The following is a 16,612-nucleotide window of genomic DNA, read 5'->3' as shown; positions in this document are numbered from 1 at the left end:
TATGTGGCGATGGTTACATCCGTACGCAAAACCCGAAGCAACTTATAATCTGTTGCAAAAGCTGCTGCCATGGTTCGTGGCATTAACACTTGTAACCCTTATTACTGGTGTAATTTGGGGGCTGGCATTTGCTCCGGGAGATTATCAGCAGGGTGACAGTTACCGAATTATTTTCCTGCATGTGCCGGCGGCGATTTTCTCTATGGGTGCTTATATGGGCATGGCCATTATGGGAGGCATTGCGCTCATCTGGCAGATTAAAACCGCGGAGTGGGCTATTCCGGCAATTGCGCCTGTTGGTGCGGCACTCACCGTTGTTGCCTTGTTAACCGGGGCTATTTGGGGCAAACCCATGTGGGGAACCTGGTGGGTGTGGGATGCACGGCTAACCTCTGAACTGATTTTGCTGTTTCTTTATGTCGGTGTTATGGCGTTGTATTTTGCCTTCGATGACGCCAGAACCGGTGCCAAGGCTGCTGCTATTTTATCTTTAGTGGGTGTTATCAATTTGCCCATCATCCATTTTTCGGTGGAATGGTGGAACACCCTGCACCAGGGCGCGACCATTACCAAGTTTGAACGACCTTCTATAGCCGCCAGTATGTTAATTCCGTTATTAATCTGCTTGGCCGGCTTTGCATTTTTAACCGTATCCTTGGTGATGATGCGGTTAAAAAATGAGATACTAAGACACGAATTACACCGCCCCTGGGCACAGCAACGACTGGAGCAAGACTAATGGCTTTTGACAGTTTTACTGACTTCGTCGCTATGGGGGGGTACGGACTTTATGTCTGGTTGTCATTCTTTTTAAGTTTTGTTGTTCTTGCCGGAGTTGCGTTAGAAACTTTATTGGCAAAACGACAGTTGGTTAAGAAAAGCCGGCAGTTACAACAGCGTCAACAACGCTTAGCCAGACGCACAGCCAACCGTGCAGCAGTAGGAGACGGTAATGAACCCAAGACGTAAACAACGCTTAACCTGGGTCGCTATTTTAGTGATTGGAGTTTCGGTAGCGACGGGACTGATGCTGTATGCATTGAGCCAAAGCATCGATCTGTTTTATACACCGACGGAACTGGTTGAAGGCAAGGGCAAGGATAAACAAAAACCTCAGGTTGGCCAGCGGATGCGAGTTGGCGGTATGGTGGTTGAAGGTTCGGTAGAGCGTGACCGCGAAACTTTAGAAGTTTCCTTTAAAATTACAGACATTGGCCCCGAAGTCACTGTGTTGTATCAGGGAATTTTGCCGGATTTATTCCGCGAGGGACAAGGTATTGTCGCTCAGGGGGAATTGATTGAACCTACCGTGTTAAAAGCCAGTGAAGTTTTGGCCAAGCACGACGAAGAATATATGCCGCCGGAACTGGCAGAGCAGATGAAGGGCATCAAACATGTAAACCCAAATAAAGTTGAAGAAGGTGAAGGGCAATGATTGCTGAAGCAGGACATCTTGCCATAGCGATTGCGCTGGCCTTTTCTGTATTGCTGGCTGTTTATCCTTTATGGGGAGCGGCGAAAGGAAACGGCGGCATGATGGCTTTAGCCCGGCCGTTTGCCTATGGCCAGTTTTTCTTTACCGCTATCGCTTTTGCTTTATTAGTTTGGGGCTTTGTCAGTAACGACTTTAGTATTGCTTATGTCGCGGCAAACTCGAATAGTCAGCTACCGGTTGCGTATCGGGTTACCGCGGTGTGGGGGTCACATGAGGGCTCTTTTCTTCTCTGGATGCTAATGCAGGCAGGCTGGATAGCCGCAGTCGCGATATTTTCCCGCTCTATGCCATTGCCGATGATAGCCCGGGTGCTTGCCATTCTGGGGCTGGTCAGCATTGGCTTCTATTTGTTTATGCTAACGGTTTCGAACCCCTTTGATCCCAGTTTGCCTCTCATTCCTGTTGACGGTCGCGATCTCAATCCGCTGCTGCAAGACCCGGGAATGATCATTCATCCGCCGTTGCTGTATATGGGCTACGTCGGCTTCTCTGTCGCTTTTGCTTTTGCTATTGCTGCTTTATTGTCCGGCAAGCTTGATGCAGCTTGGGCACGTTGGTCTCGTCCCTGGACTCTCGCGGCATGGATTTTTCTGACACTGGGTATTGCCATTGGTAGCTGGTGGGCATATTACGAACTTGGCTGGGGCGGCTGGTGGTTCTGGGACCCGGTTGAAAACGCGAGCTTTATGCCGTGGCTGGTAGGAACGGCATTACTGCACTCCCTTGCCGTAACTGAAAAACGTGGCAGCTTTAAGTCCTGGACGGTATTGCTGGCTATATCCGCTTTCAGTTTAAGCTTATTAGGTACCTTTTTGGTACGTTCCGGCGTTTTAGTGTCAGTGCATGCGTTTGCAACCGACCCCGCCCGAGGTTTGTTTATTCTGATACTGCTGGGGCTGGTTGTCGGCGGCTCGCTTATTCTTTACGGCCTACGTGCGGGTAAGATGCAAAGTTACAGCCGTTATGAACTGCTTTCACGAGAAGTGATGCTGCTGGGTAACAATGTCTTGTTAATGGCGGCCATGGTGGTTGTGTTTCTGGGAACCATGTTACCTCTAGTCCATAAAGAAATTGGACTTGGCACCATTTCTATTGGCGAACCGTTTTTCAACGAAATTTATAGCTGGCTGGTTATTCCATTTGCATTAATGCTGGGTCTTGGGCCTTTAATGCGCTGGCGCAGACAAGCTATGAAGCCACTTCTGAAACCGCTGGCGTTAGCACTTTCTTTGGCGCTGATTCTGGCTTACACGCTGCCGAAGATTTGGGCCGACGAATTACCCGCGTTGGTGGTTATTGCGCTGTTTCTGGCGTTCTGGGTGGCTCTGGCTACACTGACCGAAGTCCAGCAAACGGTAAAACAACGCAAGCAGGGTTGGGCCGGGCTGACCAAAATTTCCGGTAGCCATTGGGGAATGGTTCTGGGGCATTTAGGTTTTGCCGTAACGCTTATCGGCATCACACTGGTTTCAAACTATGAGCAGGAGCGCGATATTGCGCTTGCGCCGGGGCAATCGGTTGATGTTATCGGTTATAACGTCGTGTTCGAAAGCCTGCAGCATAGGGAAGGACCTAACTACGATGCCGATCAGGGAGTATTTACTGTCTACAAAGACGGGCAGGAAGTAACGCAGTTAACCAGCGAGAAACGTTTTTATCGGGTACAGCGTACCAGCATGACCGAAGTGGGACTCGATGCGAGTTTGTTACGCGATATCTATATTGCCATGGGCGAACCTCTGGATGATGAAACCTGGGCCATTCGTTTCTACATAAAACCTTTTGTCCGCTGGGTTTGGCTGGGCGCTATTATCATGGCAATAGGTGGCGCTATGGCATTTGCTGATAAACGTTATCGTAAGCGTGGCAAAAAGGAGATGACCAATGACTAAGTTTCGCTGGTTGATCTTATTCGGTCCGCTGGTTCTATTCATCGGCTTGGTGGGCTTTTTACTTAAAGGCCTTGGTAGCGACCCAACTGAGCTTAATTCAGCGTTAATTGATGAACCTGTGCCGCAGTTTGAAGTGAGTGATCTTTATGATACCGAGGTGACTTACGACCAGTCAGTGTTACACGAGGGTCCTTTGCTGCTTAACGTTTGGGCTACCTGGTGCCCAACCTGTCGCGCTGAGCACGAGTTTCTCAATGAGCTAGCCTCAAGAGGTATACCAATTGTCGGCCTTAACTATAAAGACGACTCCCGGGAAAAAGCCGTTAACTGGCTAAATACACTGGGTGACCCTTACACGGTGAATTTATTTGACCCGCAGGGAGAGGTTGCGTTTGAATTTGGTGTTTACGGTGCCCCAGAAACCTATTTTATTGACCACAACGGCGTGATTCGTTATCGCCATGTGGGTGACGTTAATGAACGCAACTGGTCAAATCAACTGCAAGGCATTTACCAGCAATTGCTGGAGGAGGCCGAATGATCCGTTCATTGCTAGTGACTGTTGCCGCGGTGTTTGTATTGATTTCTGCAGCATCGGCGGAAAATGAGAACAGTTATAAGTTTGATAACGAACAACAGCGCGCAACCTACCAACAGCTAACCAAAGAGTTGCGTTGCCCCAAGTGCCAGAATCAAAATATTGCCGATTCTAATGCGCCTCTGGCAGAAGATATGCGTGATCGTAGCTATCAGATGTTAAAAGAGGGCAAGTCACGGGAAGAGATTATTCAGTTTATGGTCGCCCGCTATGGCGATTTTGTGCATTACCAGCCACCTTTTACAACGGCTACCAGTATTCTTTGGTGGGGCCCTTTACTGATAGTTGTTATTGGCATTGGTGTAGCCATTGGCTTGACTCGCAAGAAAAAAGCGGCGGTTGAATTAACACCACAAGAACGAGAGCGTTTACAGCAATTGAGGAAGTCGGGCGATGAGTAGTTTATGGTTACTAATGTTGTTGATGTTGCTCGTTGCTGTAGTGTTCGTATTTCTTGCTACGGGAAAGCAAAGACGTTATCAGAAACGTCAGGATGAAAATCAGCGCTGGTACGAACAACGCCTGTCCGAGCTTGAAGAAGAACGCTCTCAGCACGGGCTGCCGGAAGAAGATTATCAGCATGCAAAGCAGGAGCTGGATAAAACCTTTTTGAATGACAGTCAGGATGTTGAAGAAAGTGTTAACTGGCAGCGGGCACCTGTGATTGTGCCTGTGATACTCTTGGTGGCTATATCTTCCGGCCTTTACTGGGCATTTGGCAGCTGGCAGTTACAGCTGCAGGCTGAAGATGCGCGCGAACAGTTACCTGAGTTAGGGAAAAAATTGTTGCAGCAACAAAGCCAGCAGGCTAGCCGTGAAGACTTGAATACTTTTGCTTTGGGGTTACGTCAGAAACTGATGCGTGAACCGGATGACGCGGTTGCCTGGTGGATTTACGCCGGATTAATGGTTGATCTGGGAGCAGGCGAAGAGGCGGATAAAGCTTTTCAGAAGGCTCTGGAGCTTGAGCCTGACAGAGTAAATACCTTAGTCAGTTATAGCCGATTTTTATTAATGTCGGGAGTTGAAGGTGGGCAGCCTAAAGCGGCTCGTATGTTAGCTCATGCGCTGCAGCAGGAACCTGATAATATCGAAGCTTTATCACTACTGGGCTTTGTTGCTTTCGAACGTCAGGACTGGGAGCAGGCTATTAACGCATGGCAATTATTAAAACAGCGTTTACCAGAAAATTCCAATAGGTATCAGGCAGTTGTTAATGCGCTGGAAAATGCGAAAACTCAGCAGGAGAAATCTGAAGTTGAGCTAAAGGTCACTGTTAAGCTAAGTGATGGAATGCGTCGTTATTTACCTGCTGATGGTACGATTTTCGTTTATGTTACAGGCTCTGAGCAGCCTATGCCGGCGGCGGTTATCCGTCAGTCAGTCGGTGAGTTCCCTGTGACTGTGACCTTGTCGAATAATAATGCCATGTTACCGGATTATAAGTTGAGTGACCTCGACGAGTGGTTGGTGCATGCACGTATTTCGCAGGATGAAAAAATAGATCGCCAGGAGGGTGATCTGGAAGCTGAAACTGTGGCTATACAGGCTGACGGTTCAACTGAATTAACTTTGACTTTATCGACCCGGATTGACGAATGAAAAAATATGTTTTTTTACTGTTGGCTTCCCTTTTTATGGTTGGGTGTTCATCGACACCTGAAGACCCTTATGCCGACCCACGTGACCCGTTTGAAGATTTTAACCGCGATATGTGGGAATTTAACCGTGATGTTGATAAAGCGGTGTTAAAACCTGCGGCAGAAACCTACGAATATGTTCCTCAGCCAATTCGAGACTCATTATACAATGCAGTCGAGAACCTTGATGAACCTTCATCTTTTGTGAACAACCTACTGCAATGGAAAGTTGCCGATGCTGGCATTTCACTGGGGCGTTTTGTCGTCAACTCCACGGTTGGTTTAGTCGGTCTGTTCGATGTGGCAACTCCCATGGGTCTTACCAAGCGGGAAGAAAGCTTCGGTCAGACCTTAGCAGTTTGGGGCGTTCCGGAAGGCCCATATTTAATGCTGCCGCTTTTGGGCCCAACCGTTGTAGTAGACCGGGGAGGCGACTATGCCGATGGCCAATATTTTCCATACCCCTTGTTAAGTTGGCCGGTAGATGTAGCTCGTTACGCCATTAAAGGGCTGGAACTGCGCCTGCGCTTGCGTGATCAGGAGCAAGTACTGGAAAACTCCCTCGATCCTTACTCTTTTGTTAAAGACGTTTATTATCAGCGCTGGCAGGATCAAGTGTTTGATGGTAACCCGCCGCTTGAAGAAGAAAATTTCGATGAATGGGATGAAGACTTCGACGATTACGACGAATGAGTCGATGAGTCTTGTTGACGATTAGCCATTCCTGAACAATGCTTAGGGCATGAGTCATAACTAAGAAGTGACAATGCCCCGAGCACACATCGCATTAATTGAAGACGATCCGGTATTTCAGTCTGTCGTCAGACAGTATCTGGTAAATAGCGGTTATGATGTGTGTTGTGCAGATAATGGAAAACAAGGTATTAAGCTTTGTCAGGAACAATGCCCGGACATTGTGCTGTGCGATTTAAAACTGCCGGACATTGACGGCCTGGAAGTCATCGAGCAGTTGCTCAAGGTTTGCACCCAAATTCCAATTATTGTCATTTCAGCTTCTGAAAAAATGTCTGATATTCGTGAAGCTGTTCGCCTTGGCGCCTGGGATTATCTGGTTAAACCTGTGCAGAGCCTTAGTGTGATTGAAAACGCGATAGAGAATTGCCTGCAACGTTACCAGTTGGAAGAAACCTATCTGCACGATGTGTGGGAGCTGGACGCGCATATTGATATTTTATATCAGGACGATGTGATAGTTGGCCGGCTGGTTGAGGAGTTGCTGCCGGACGGGCCATTAAACCTTAATGACTACCAATTTAACTGCTCGATCAATGACTCAGGAAAGGCTCCGGTCTGGATTGATTACCGGCCTTTAACCGAGGGCAGGGTTTTAGTCATTATGGCTGCTGCGCAAAATGCAACGGAGCAGAACCTGCTGCCCTTACTGGTATTGAAAACGCTTATTGACCCGCTTATCCGCCAGCATTTGTCCGGCCACGATAATACCTTGCTTGCGCCCGCGCTGTTATTACAGCATTTGAATCACGAGCTCTGTCATTCACAGGTGAGAACTGCTTTTGATGCTCTGGTGGGCGTTGTTGATACAGCAAAGCACAGTTGGGTATGGGCTCAGGCTGGAGATAAATTTGAGCCAGAGCCGGGAGCAAAACCCGACCTGGCATTAGGTATCTGGCAGCATGCTAATTTTCGTGAGCACCGCATAGAACATTTACATAAGTTACATTGCGGATACGAAAACACGGAGCTTACTGTGACTGCTGTGCCTCAAACTGTTTGATGGCCTTATCAAGATACGGCAGTGACATGTTCAGATTAATAGGTTGCGTAAATAATGGGTAACCAATACCTGCGGCTAATAAAGCAGGAACTTTCCACCAACCTTCGACTTCCACAATAAAGAAGAAAATAAGACAAATGGGCACCAATTTAGCCATATTACAAATGAGGCGGCGCGGCACCGGCATTTTTTCCTGTGCCATTGATAAAATCATAGCTCGCTGAGTAAAGCTGTAGTTAGACAGTTGAGGAATGTGACGCGAAGAAAAATATAGAGCCATAGTCAGTCTTTCATTTGAATTTTGTTAATTGGGTTGCATTATAACATGGGAAAAGGTTATAAACTTGCGCTTCTGAAGTGAACAGAATTTAAGGACAGCTGTTATGGTCAAAAAAGTCGTTATTCCAGTAGCCGGGCTCGGAACCCGGATGTTGCCTGCTACCAAAGCCATTCCCAAAGAAATGTTGCCGTTGGTCGATCGCCCCCTTATTCAATACATTGTTGAGGAATGCGCAGCAGCGGGTTTGACCGATGTCATTCTGGTCACTCATTCAAGTAAGAACTCTATAGAAAACCACTTTGATACGAGTTTTGAGCTGGAGACGACTCTGGAGCAGCGGGTAAAGCGCCAACTGCTGGCTGAAGTGAAAGCCATTTGTCCTGAAAAAACCACGATTATGCATGTTCGTCAGGGCGTTGCAAAAGGCTTGGGGCACGCCGTTTTATGCGCGCGCCCATTAATTGGAGATGAGCCTTTTGCTGTCGTATTACCTGACGTTCTGGTTGATGACGCCAGCTGCAAACTGAATCGCGATAATTTAGCTGAAATGGTGAAAAACTTTGAAGCGAGCGGCCATTCACAGGTTATGGTCGAAAAAGTGCCGCAGCAGGACGTCAGTAAGTATGGCATTGCAGACATTAATGGCGTGGAGTTGAGTCCGGGCGAACAGGCCGGTATTACTCAGCTGGTTGAAAAGCCCTCAGTTGAAGAAGCGCCGTCAGATTTAGCTGTAGTAGGGCGCTACGTCTTCTCTGCTGATTTATGGCCGCTGCTGGAGAAAACGCCTGTGGGTGCCGGTAATGAAATTCAGTTGACCGACGCCATGGCGATGTTGTTGGAAAAACAACCGGTTAATGCGTATTACATGAAAGGCAAGAGCCACGATTGCGGCAATAAATTAGGGTACGCTCAGGCCTTTGTTGAGCATGCTTTACGCCACCCTGACTTAGGTGCCGACATGAAAGCCTACATTCAGTCTCTGAAGTAAACCTTTCTAGCGGGACTGGTACTTAAGTATCAGTTCCGACAAGGCTTTTGCACAAGGTCCAGTCAGTTCGGCTTTGGGTAATACCATATACAAACTGCCTTTGCGCGAACTACTTCCCTCAACTTCTATTTGAGCTAGTTGGCCTGCATCTAAGTCTTGCTGAGAGATATAGCCTGGTAACCAGCAAAAACCTAATCCGTTTCGGATGAGTCTGAGTGCTTCATCAAAGTGGCTGACGGTCCAGCGTTGCTCGGCTTTTAACCAGCCTTCGTCTTCTACCGGCTGGCTGCCGGTATCCTGAATCACTATTTGTAAATATTGAGACAACTCGTTCTGGTTAATAGGTTGTTCCAGTTGTGCCAGCGGGTGTTCAGGGTGACAAACCAAATCCATACTGTATTGACCTATAGGTTCCCCTATAAAGCCGCGGGGCAAGTGGTGCGTAATAACGACATCAGCGGTTTGTTCCTGAATTTGCTCTACGGTGCCAGTAAGTACAGTGTCGTTGATAATCAGGCGACTGCCGCGACTAAGCTGCTGGAACTCATTTAGCACAGGAATTAACTGGCTGCGGTCAAAAACCATTTCTAACGCGAGTTTAACTTCCGGCTCCCAGCCTTGCTCAAGGTTATCAGCCAATTGTTCTATTTCTTCAGTCAGGTTGGTTAACTGACGTGAACGGCGAAGCAAAACTTCACCCGCCGCTGTTAGATGAGCTTTTCGGCCTCTGACTTCCAGTAACTGTACGCCTACCACTTGTTGCAGTTTGGCAACAGCGTGATTGAGCGACGACTGGCTCTTATTCAGTGCCTCAGCTGCGTGCGCATACCCTCCACAGTCAACAACAGCCTGCAGGATACGCCATTGCTCAATGGTCGATTTAGGTCGGTAAACACTCATCTTGATTCCACTCCGGTGGGGCTAAACCCGAGCGGTAATCACTGCTCGAATCGGTGCCTGGTAACCTTCAATAGTCTTATTTTTGTCATTTGGATCAAGGAAGTCGGCTAATGACTCTCCGTTCATCCAATCTGTGCGCCGCTGTTCTTCGGTTGAGGTTGTATTATGGTCAACTACGGAGATGTCTTTGAACCCTAGCCGTTCTAACCAGACGGATAACGCACTGGCACTAGGTAAAAACCAGACGTTACGCATTTGTGCGTAACGCTCGCCAGGCATCATGACGGTGGTTTCATCCCCTTCCACAACAATGGTTTCTAACACCAATTGACCGCCCGGGCGGATTAAAGATTTCAGTTGCTGTAAAAATTCGACGGGTGAGCGGCGATGATAAAGTACACCCATACTAAATACGGTATCAAAGCTTTTGAGTTCCGGCATATGTTCAATACCAACCGGGAAAAAATGTGCCCGCTGCTGCCACGACAAAGGCATTAACTGGCTAATGGCTCTGAATTGCATAAGAAAGAGTTCGCCCGGGTCAATACCCCAGACTTGCTCGGCGCCAGCTTCCAGCATCCGCCATAAGTGGTACCCGCTACCGCAGCCAACGTCCAGTACCTGACGGCCGTTTAAGTCATCTAAATGTGGTGCTACGCGTTGCCATTTCCAATCAGAGCGCCATTCCGTATCAATAAACACTCCGAACAAATTAAAGGGCCCTTTACGCCAGGGCTGTAACTGCTGGAGTAGGCCGGTTAAGCGAGCCCTGTCGGCATCTGAGGCTTCATCGGCATTGCCGATCTGCACGGTATCGGACAATTCAACCTGTTTTGCGGTCAAATTTGGCAACTGTGTTAGAACCCGCTGCCAGCGTTTTAAGTTCCCGTGAGGATTATTCTTAAAGGCTGTGAGTTGTGGTGCCAGAGTATCCAGCCACTGGCTGTGTGGACTTTGCACCAGTGCGCTAAGTTCTCTACTGAAATTAACCATAATATCCCTTATTTAACGGCCAGCATGGCGGCAAAGTTAAAGCACTGGAACCAGACCGAGCTGTGTTGAAAACCCGCTTTTTGAAAACGCTGCTGATGAGCCTCTAATGTATCAACTTTCATCACGTTTTCGATTGCTGCTCTTTTTTGGCTAATCTCAAGTTCACTGTAACCATTGGCTCGTTTAAAATTATGGTGCAGTTCAATGAGCAGATCATTCATAGATTCATCCGGATGGCGTACTTTTTCCGCGACTAGTAGCGCGCCGCCTTTATTCATACCATTAAAAATGTTTTGTATAACCTCGTCTCTTTTATCCTGGCTAATAAATTGCAAAGTAAAGTTTAGTACGACCACTGACGCATTTTTAATTTCGGTTTCGGCTAGATCCTGACAGTGAAGTTCAACCGGAATCTGGCTTTTAAAGCCATCCAGGTGCAGTTGCGCACGCTCTATCATAGGTTGAGAGTTATCTATTCCAATAATTTTACAGTTTTCTGTCTGCTCGCACCCTTTACGCATAGCAAGGGTGGCTGCGCCTAATGAACAACCCAAATCGTACAAATGGCTATTAGGCTGAACATAGCGACTAACAATTTGTGGCAAGGTCTGTAAGATACTGGAGTAGCCCGGGACTGACCGGTTAATCATGTCGGGGAATACCTCGACAACCTGCTGGTCAAAACAGAAGTCGGAGATGCTGGGCAGAGGCTTTGAAAATATCGTGTCATGTTGCGTCATAGAAGCTACTTTTATTCGATAAAGAATTCAGATTAATAGGCATTTTACCGATAAATGCTACTGACGCACAGGCAATATTCGACTAAAATCCGCGCTATCGCTGTGGAGGGTAAAACATTGAAACGAGCTTTAGGTGTAGTAAGTGCTATTTTTGTCACTTTTACTACAACCGTCTTTAATAGTCATGCAGGCCAATCTGATAACTGGACCCAAGCCTATGAAGAGGTGCGTATAGGTGTGCCCGATCAGATGGAGCCTTTGGTATCAATAAAAGACGGGAAAGCTGTAGGGCTCGATGTTGATTTAATTAAAAAGTTTACCCAGGACATTTCGGCAAAAATAGTCTGGAAGCCCTGCGGCCATTGGCGTGACTGCCTTGAAGCGATAAAAAACAAAGAGATTGATGTACTGACCAGCGTTTCTTACTCCGTTGAACGCAATCAGTTTATAGATTTTACCCAAAGTTACTGGTCAACGCCCTGGGCTGTAGCTTCCATGAATACCACTCAACTGAGCAGCGGCAGTCTGCATTTGGAGCAGTTAACCGATAGCAAAATTGGTGTGGTCGAAGGTTACAACATTGTGCCACAGCTGTCTCAGCTGCGTAGCGTTCAAACCATTGAAGTGGGAGGCATACGCGAGGGTGTCAATCTGCTGCGTAATAGTGCTGTTGATTATTATGTTGATAGCCTGCCGTTGTTGGTTCATGAGTTGCAGGAACGACCTCTGCCGGGAGCCGAACTTTCTGTCATTGATGATGCACAGGGCGAAGAGCTTTATCTGGCGGTGAGAGATGATTGGAAGCCTTTGGTCATGGCTCTAAATCATGGCATTGACAGTGTCACTGAAAGTGAACGTAATGAACTAAAAAATAAATGGTACGGTTTTCATTTAGAACAGGGCTGGAGCAATAAAGAGCTACTTGATATTGCCATGAAAGTTGGCTCTGTCGTTTTACTAATTATTGTTGGTTTTGCTATCTGGAATAGCCGTTTACGCAGGGAGATTAAATTGCGTAAAGCGGCGGAAAGACGCATTCGGCATATTGCAACGCACGATGAACTGACTGGTCTGCCGAACCGAAATTTAATGCAGGATCGTCTGGAGCAAACCATTAGTCAGAATGAAAGAACAGGAAAACCCTTTGCTGTGCTTTTTTTAGACCTGGATGGATTCAAGAAAATAAATGATGAGTTTGGGCACAGTTATGGCGATGAGCTCTTAATTCAGGCTGCACACCGGATGGGCACTTTATTAAGACGTTCAGACACGGTGTGCCGTCATGGTGGTGATGAATTCGTTATCCTGCTGCCAACAGCGAACAATGTCGGTTCATCACTGGCGGTGTCTCGTAAATTGGTTGTGCAGTTGGCCAAGCCCTATAAAGTGAAAAAACAACAATTGGAAATTAGTGTATCCATTGGTGTTGCGATTTACCCTAAGAACGGTACCAACACTGACGATTTGCTTCGCTCTGCAGACAAAGCCATGTACCGGGCAAAAGCGGCTGGTAAAAATGATGTGCGTCTGGCTGGCGACGACGGATGACATTCGGCGTCAGTCCGCTATAATGTTGCGCTTCGTGAAAACATTCATTGCAACAGCTAGCAGGATAAACGCGCATGCGAACTCATTACTGTGGACAAATAAATGCTGAACTGGCGGGACAAGAAGTCACGCTGTGTGGTTGGGTTAATAAACGCCGGGACTTAGGCGGCTTAATTTTCATCGATTTGCGCGACCGGGAAGGGTTGTTGCAGGTTGTTTTTGACCCCGACCAAAAAGCCTTATTTGAAACAGCAAATAGCCTGCGCCAGGAATTCTGCGTGCGCTTAAGCGGTAAAGTTAACCGTCGCCCGGAAAGCCAGGTAAATAAAACGATGGCGACCGGCGAAGTTGAACTGCTTGCTACCGACTTAGAAATTCTAAGCCGCTCTGAGCCGCTTCCTATCGACTTTAATCAGCAGGTGAGTGAAGAAGCGCGCTTGCGTTACCGCTACCTTGATTTGCGTCGTCCACAAATGAACGAAAAACTGCAGTTCCGGGCGAAAGTAACCAGCGCGGTACGTCGCTTTTTTGATGACAACGGCTTCTTAGATATAGAAACGCCAATGCTGACCCGCGCAACGCCGGAAGGCGCTCGCGACTATCTGGTGCCAAGCCGTACCCACAAAGGTCGCTTTTTCGCGCTGCCACAAAGCCCTCAGCTGTTTAAACAGCTGTTAATGATGTCGGGCTTTGACCGTTACTATCAAATTGTGAAGTGCTTCCGCGACGAAGACTTACGTGCTGACCGTCAGCCTGAATTCACTCAAATTGATATTGAAACCTCCTTTATGAGTGCTGAGCAGGTGATGCAAATTACCGAGCAAATGGCTCGTGACTTGTTTAAGCAGTTACTTGATGTGGACTTAGGTCAGTTCCCGAGCATGACCTGGCACGAAGCCATGCGCCGCTTTGGCAGTGACAAACCCGACCTGCGTAACCCGTTGGAGTTGATGGATGTTGCTGATGTCTTAAAAGACGTTGAGTTCAAAGTATTTTCTGGCCCGGCGAATGACGAAGAAGGCCGTGTTGCTGCCATTCGCTTACCGGGGCAGGCTGAAAACGTTTCACGCAAGATGATTGACGAATACACACAATTTGTCGGCATTTACGGTGCGAAAGGTTTGGCCTGGATTAAAGTAAATGACCGCAGCGCAGGGCGGGAAGGACTGCAATCACCTATTCTTAAATTCTTGCCGGATGAAGTTATTGAGCCATTATTAGAGCGCACTGAAGCGCAAACTGGCGATGTGCTGTTCTTTGGTGCTGATAAAGCGAACGTTGTTGCTGAAGCTCTGGGTGCTTTACGCCTGAAGTTGGGTAAAGATTTTGAACTGGTCAGTAACGAGTGGAAACCGTTATGGGTTGTCGACTTCCCAATGTTTGAAGTCGCCGACGACGGCAGTCTGGCAGCGTTACACCACCCGTTCACAGCACCGGTTAATGTGACTCCTGAGGAGCTAAAAGCTAACCCGGCAGCCGCTATTTCAAATGCTTACGACATGGTCTTGAATGGCGTTGAGTTAGGTGGTGGTTCGGTTCGTATCCACGAAAACGCTATGCAGCAAGCGGTATTCGAAGTGTTGGGTATTGAAAAAGATGAAGCTCAGGAAAAATTTGGCTTCCTGTTGGAAGCATTGAAGTACGGCACGCCGCCACATGCGGGCTTGGCTTTTGGTTTAGACCGCCTGGTGATGTTAATGGTTGGCGCAAGCTCCATTCGTGACGTTATTGCCTTCCCGAAAACAACCACTGCGGCCTGTGTTCTGACCGACGCCCCGGGTGCAGCGAACCCGGCAGCATTGCAAGAGCTGGGCGTAAAAAGTATTGTGAAGGAAGACGAGTAATCAACAGAGGTGACATATGGCTGGTCATTCCAAATGGTCTAATATTAAGCACCGAAAAGCCGCGCAAGACGCTAAGCGCGGCAAAATTTTTACCAAGTTAATTCGTGAAATAACGGTCTCTGCCCGCGAAGGCGGCGGAGACCCTGAAACCAACCCGCGTTTACGTGCGGCTATCGATAAAGCTTTATCCAATAATATGAAGCGCGACACCATAGATACTGCGGTCAAACGCGGTTCGGGTGATGTTGAAGGCGATAACGTTGATGAGCTGACTTATGAAGGTTATGGCCCTAACGGCGTGGCCGTGTTGCTGGAATGCATGACTGATAACCGAAACCGGACGGTGTCAGATGTTCGTCATGCGTTCAGTAAGTTAGGTGGTAACTTGGGTACCGACGGCTCTGTTGCCTACTTATTTAATAAGAAAGGCGTAATTAGTTATTCTGACGATGTGACCGAAGAACAGGTTATGGAACCGGCGCTGGAAGCCGGTGCGGAAGATATTCTTGCTTATGACGAAGGCAGTATCGATGTCATTACATCGCCAGAGAACTTCGGTGCAGTTAAAGATGCTCTGGATGCTAAAGGGCTAGAGTCGAGTAACGCTGAAGTAACTCAGGTGCCTGACACCCGCGTTGATTTGGATGAGGAATCTGCACGAACCTTTTTAAAACTGCTGGATGCGCTGGAAGACTTAGACGACGTGCAAAACGTTTATCACAATGCCGATATCTCTGATGAGATCATTGCGCGACTGGACGACTAAGTGGCGATTATTCTGGGTATCGACCCGGGCTCGAGACTGACCGGCTACGGCGTTATAGAGCAGCGCGGACGGCAGCTGAATTATCTTGGTAGTGGTTGTATAAAGGTTATTGGTACCACTAAAGAGCCTTTAACCCTGGCGGAAAAGCTACGCCGTATACATGACAGTGTCAGCGAATTGATTACTCAGTTTAAACCTGATGAGTTCGCGATAGAGCAAGTGTTTATGGCAAAGAATCCGGATTCTGCCTTAAAGCTTGGGCAGGCGCGTGGGGCGGCGATTGTGGCTGCTGCTTGTGCAGAGCTTCCGGTAGCGGAATATTCAGCGCGACAAATTAAACAATCTGTGGTGGGTAACGGTGGCGCCGAGAAGTCTCAGGTTCAGCATATGGTTATGGCGTTACTGAATCTGCAGCGTTGCCCTCAGGAAGATGCCGCAGATGCACTCGCCGTTGCCTTATGTCATGCTCACAGTTCACAAAACCTGATAAAAATGGCAGGCGCTGCGCGTAAGACAGTGCGTGGGCGTTTGCGTTAACGGAGTACAAAAGTGATAGGTCATATTCAGGGCGTACTAACCAGCAAGCAGCCGCCGGAAGTAGTATTAGATGTACAGGGCATTGGTTATGAAATTCAGTTGCCAATGACCTGCTTCTATCAATTGCCGCCGGTAGGCGAAACCATAAAACTAATCACGCATTTTGTGGTGCGCGAAGATGCACAGCTATTGTACGGTTTTATTTCAGCTTCAGAACGTTCGCTGTTCCGGTTATTACTGAAAACTCAGGGAGTTGGCCCGAAGCTAGCTTTGGCTATTTTATCGGGCATGTCAGCCGATGAGTTTGTCATGGCTGTGAACCAAAACGATGTTACTCGTTTGGTGAAATTGCCAGGTGTAGGCAAAAAGACCGCCGAACGTCTGGTTATTGAAATGCGTGACCGACTCAAAGACTGGCAGCCGTCTACGCCATTTACTGATCGCGCACCGCTGGATAGTCAGGGTATGGATGCAGGAGAACATCCGGCCGATGCAAGAACTGACGCCATTAGCGCTTTGCAGTCACTTGGGTACAAAGAAAATCAAGCTGAAAAAGCCCTGCAAAAAGTGTACTCTGCAGAACATAACAGTGAGACCTTGATTCGACTGGCGTTAAAGCAGCTGTCGTAAGGAAG

The 16,612-nt window shown here is 47.9% G+C and carries 19 protein-coding genes; 15 read left to right on the top strand and 4 right to left on the bottom strand.

Annotated features, from left to right (window positions below; all coding sequences use genetic code 11):
- The first annotated feature begins 1 nt into the window (after position 1).
- The 9 genes from NJR55_RS09950 to NJR55_RS09910 all read left to right on the top strand — a co-directional run bounded on the left by NJR55_RS09950 (position 2) and on the right by NJR55_RS09910 (position 7,381).
- Complete coding sequence (locus NJR55_RS09950) at positions 2–739, top strand: heme ABC transporter permease (protein WP_253619793.1); 738 nt, start codon at positions 2–4, stop codon at positions 737–739.
- Positions 739–969, top strand: a complete 231-nt coding sequence (gene ccmD, locus NJR55_RS09945; RefSeq protein WP_011234354.1) for a heme exporter protein CcmD — start codon at positions 739–741, stop codon at positions 967–969. The genes NJR55_RS09950 and ccmD overlap by 1 nt, the downstream gene beginning before the upstream one ends.
- The gene (gene ccmE / locus NJR55_RS09940; protein ID WP_253619792.1) at positions 953–1,435 is read left to right on the top strand and encodes a cytochrome c maturation protein CcmE; all 483 of its coding nucleotides are present in this window, start codon (positions 953–955) and stop codon (positions 1,433–1,435) included. The genes ccmD and ccmE overlap by 17 nt, the downstream gene beginning before the upstream one ends.
- Positions 1,432–3,387, top strand: coding sequence for a heme lyase CcmF/NrfE family subunit (locus NJR55_RS09935; protein WP_253619791.1), 1,956 nt, complete (start codon positions 1,432–1,434; stop codon positions 3,385–3,387). Before ccmE ends, NJR55_RS09935 begins: the two co-directional genes overlap by 4 nt.
- Complete coding sequence (locus NJR55_RS09930) at positions 3,380–3,928, top strand: DsbE family thiol:disulfide interchange protein (protein ID WP_253619790.1); 549 nt, start codon at positions 3,380–3,382, stop codon at positions 3,926–3,928. The genes NJR55_RS09935 and NJR55_RS09930 overlap by 8 nt, the downstream gene beginning before the upstream one ends.
- The gene (locus NJR55_RS09925) at positions 3,925–4,386 is read left to right on the top strand and encodes a cytochrome c-type biogenesis protein (RefSeq protein WP_253619789.1); all 462 of its coding nucleotides are present in this window, start codon (positions 3,925–3,927) and stop codon (positions 4,384–4,386) included. Before NJR55_RS09930 ends, NJR55_RS09925 begins: the two co-directional genes overlap by 4 nt.
- Complete coding sequence (gene ccmI / locus NJR55_RS09920) at positions 4,379–5,587, top strand: c-type cytochrome biogenesis protein CcmI (RefSeq protein ID WP_253619788.1); 1,209 nt, start codon at positions 4,379–4,381, stop codon at positions 5,585–5,587. Before NJR55_RS09925 ends, ccmI begins: the two co-directional genes overlap by 8 nt.
- Positions 5,584–6,318: an MlaA family lipoprotein gene (locus NJR55_RS09915; protein WP_253619787.1), complete on the top strand. Its 735-nt coding sequence runs from the start codon at positions 5,584–5,586 to the stop codon at positions 6,316–6,318. Before ccmI ends, NJR55_RS09915 begins: the two co-directional genes overlap by 4 nt.
- Positions 6,319–6,391: 73 nt before the next feature.
- Positions 6,392–7,381, top strand: coding sequence for a response regulator (locus NJR55_RS09910; protein WP_253619786.1), 990 nt, complete (start codon positions 6,392–6,394; stop codon positions 7,379–7,381).
- Here NJR55_RS09910 and NJR55_RS09905 read toward each other — a convergent pair.
- On the bottom strand, positions 7,350–7,661 hold the full coding sequence (locus NJR55_RS09905) for a DUF6170 family protein (protein WP_011234346.1): 312 nt from the start codon (positions 7,659–7,661) through the stop codon (positions 7,350–7,352). The two genes, NJR55_RS09910 and NJR55_RS09905, sit on opposite strands and share 32 nt — an antisense overlap.
- Positions 7,662–7,764: 103 nt before the next feature.
- Between NJR55_RS09905 and galU the strand changes: the two genes are divergently transcribed.
- Positions 7,765–8,649, top strand: a complete 885-nt coding sequence (galU, locus tag NJR55_RS09900) for a UTP--glucose-1-phosphate uridylyltransferase GalU (protein WP_253619785.1) — start codon at positions 7,765–7,767, stop codon at positions 8,647–8,649.
- 6 nt (positions 8,650–8,655) lie between these two features.
- Here the strand turns inward: galU and NJR55_RS09895 are convergent, their stop codons facing one another.
- Genes NJR55_RS09895 through cmoA form a run of 3 tightly spaced genes read right to left on the bottom strand, consistent with a single transcriptional unit; the run spans position 8,656 to position 11,282 of the window.
- On the bottom strand, positions 8,656–9,549 hold the full coding sequence (locus NJR55_RS09895) for a LysR family transcriptional regulator (RefSeq protein ID WP_253619784.1): 894 nt from the start codon (positions 9,547–9,549) through the stop codon (positions 8,656–8,658).
- 21 nt (positions 9,550–9,570) lie between these two features.
- A complete protein-coding gene (gene cmoB, locus NJR55_RS09890) occupies positions 9,571–10,542 on the bottom strand; it encodes a tRNA 5-methoxyuridine(34)/uridine 5-oxyacetic acid(34) synthase CmoB (RefSeq protein ID WP_253619783.1) in 972 nt (323 codons plus the stop codon).
- Between the two features lie 8 nt (positions 10,543–10,550).
- Positions 10,551–11,282 carry a carboxy-S-adenosyl-L-methionine synthase CmoA gene (cmoA, locus tag NJR55_RS09885; protein ID WP_253619782.1) on the bottom strand — a complete coding sequence of 244 codons (732 nt, stop codon included), beginning with the start codon at positions 11,280–11,282 and terminating at the stop codon, positions 10,551–10,553.
- A gap of 54 nt (positions 11,283–11,336) precedes the next feature.
- Between cmoA and NJR55_RS09880 the strand changes: the two genes are divergently transcribed.
- From NJR55_RS09880 to ruvA, 5 genes are all read left to right on the top strand, one after another.
- Complete coding sequence (locus NJR55_RS09880) at positions 11,337–12,830, top strand: diguanylate cyclase domain-containing protein (protein ID WP_253619781.1); 1,494 nt, start codon at positions 11,337–11,339, stop codon at positions 12,828–12,830.
- Positions 12,831–12,904: 74 nt separating this feature from the next.
- Positions 12,905–14,674, top strand: coding sequence for an aspartate--tRNA ligase (gene aspS / locus NJR55_RS09875; RefSeq protein ID WP_253619780.1), 1,770 nt, complete (start codon positions 12,905–12,907; stop codon positions 14,672–14,674).
- A gap of 16 nt (positions 14,675–14,690) precedes the next feature.
- Complete coding sequence (locus NJR55_RS09870; protein WP_253619779.1) at positions 14,691–15,440, top strand: YebC/PmpR family DNA-binding transcriptional regulator; 750 nt, start codon at positions 14,691–14,693, stop codon at positions 15,438–15,440.
- A complete protein-coding gene (gene ruvC / locus NJR55_RS09865; RefSeq protein ID WP_253619778.1) occupies positions 15,441–15,977 on the top strand; it encodes a crossover junction endodeoxyribonuclease RuvC in 537 nt (178 codons plus the stop codon).
- Positions 15,978–15,989: 12 nt separating this feature from the next.
- Positions 15,990–16,607, top strand: coding sequence for a Holliday junction branch migration protein RuvA (ruvA, locus tag NJR55_RS09860; protein WP_110012731.1), 618 nt, complete (start codon positions 15,990–15,992; stop codon positions 16,605–16,607).
- Positions 16,608–16,612: the final 5 nt, after the last annotated feature.

This window comes from Idiomarina rhizosphaerae (assembly GCF_024159085.1).
Classification (GTDB): domain Bacteria; phylum Pseudomonadota; class Gammaproteobacteria; order Enterobacterales; family Alteromonadaceae; genus Idiomarina; species Idiomarina rhizosphaerae.
Note: the sequence above shows the minus strand (reverse complement) of the source record. Positions and strands in the feature narration are given on the sequence as shown.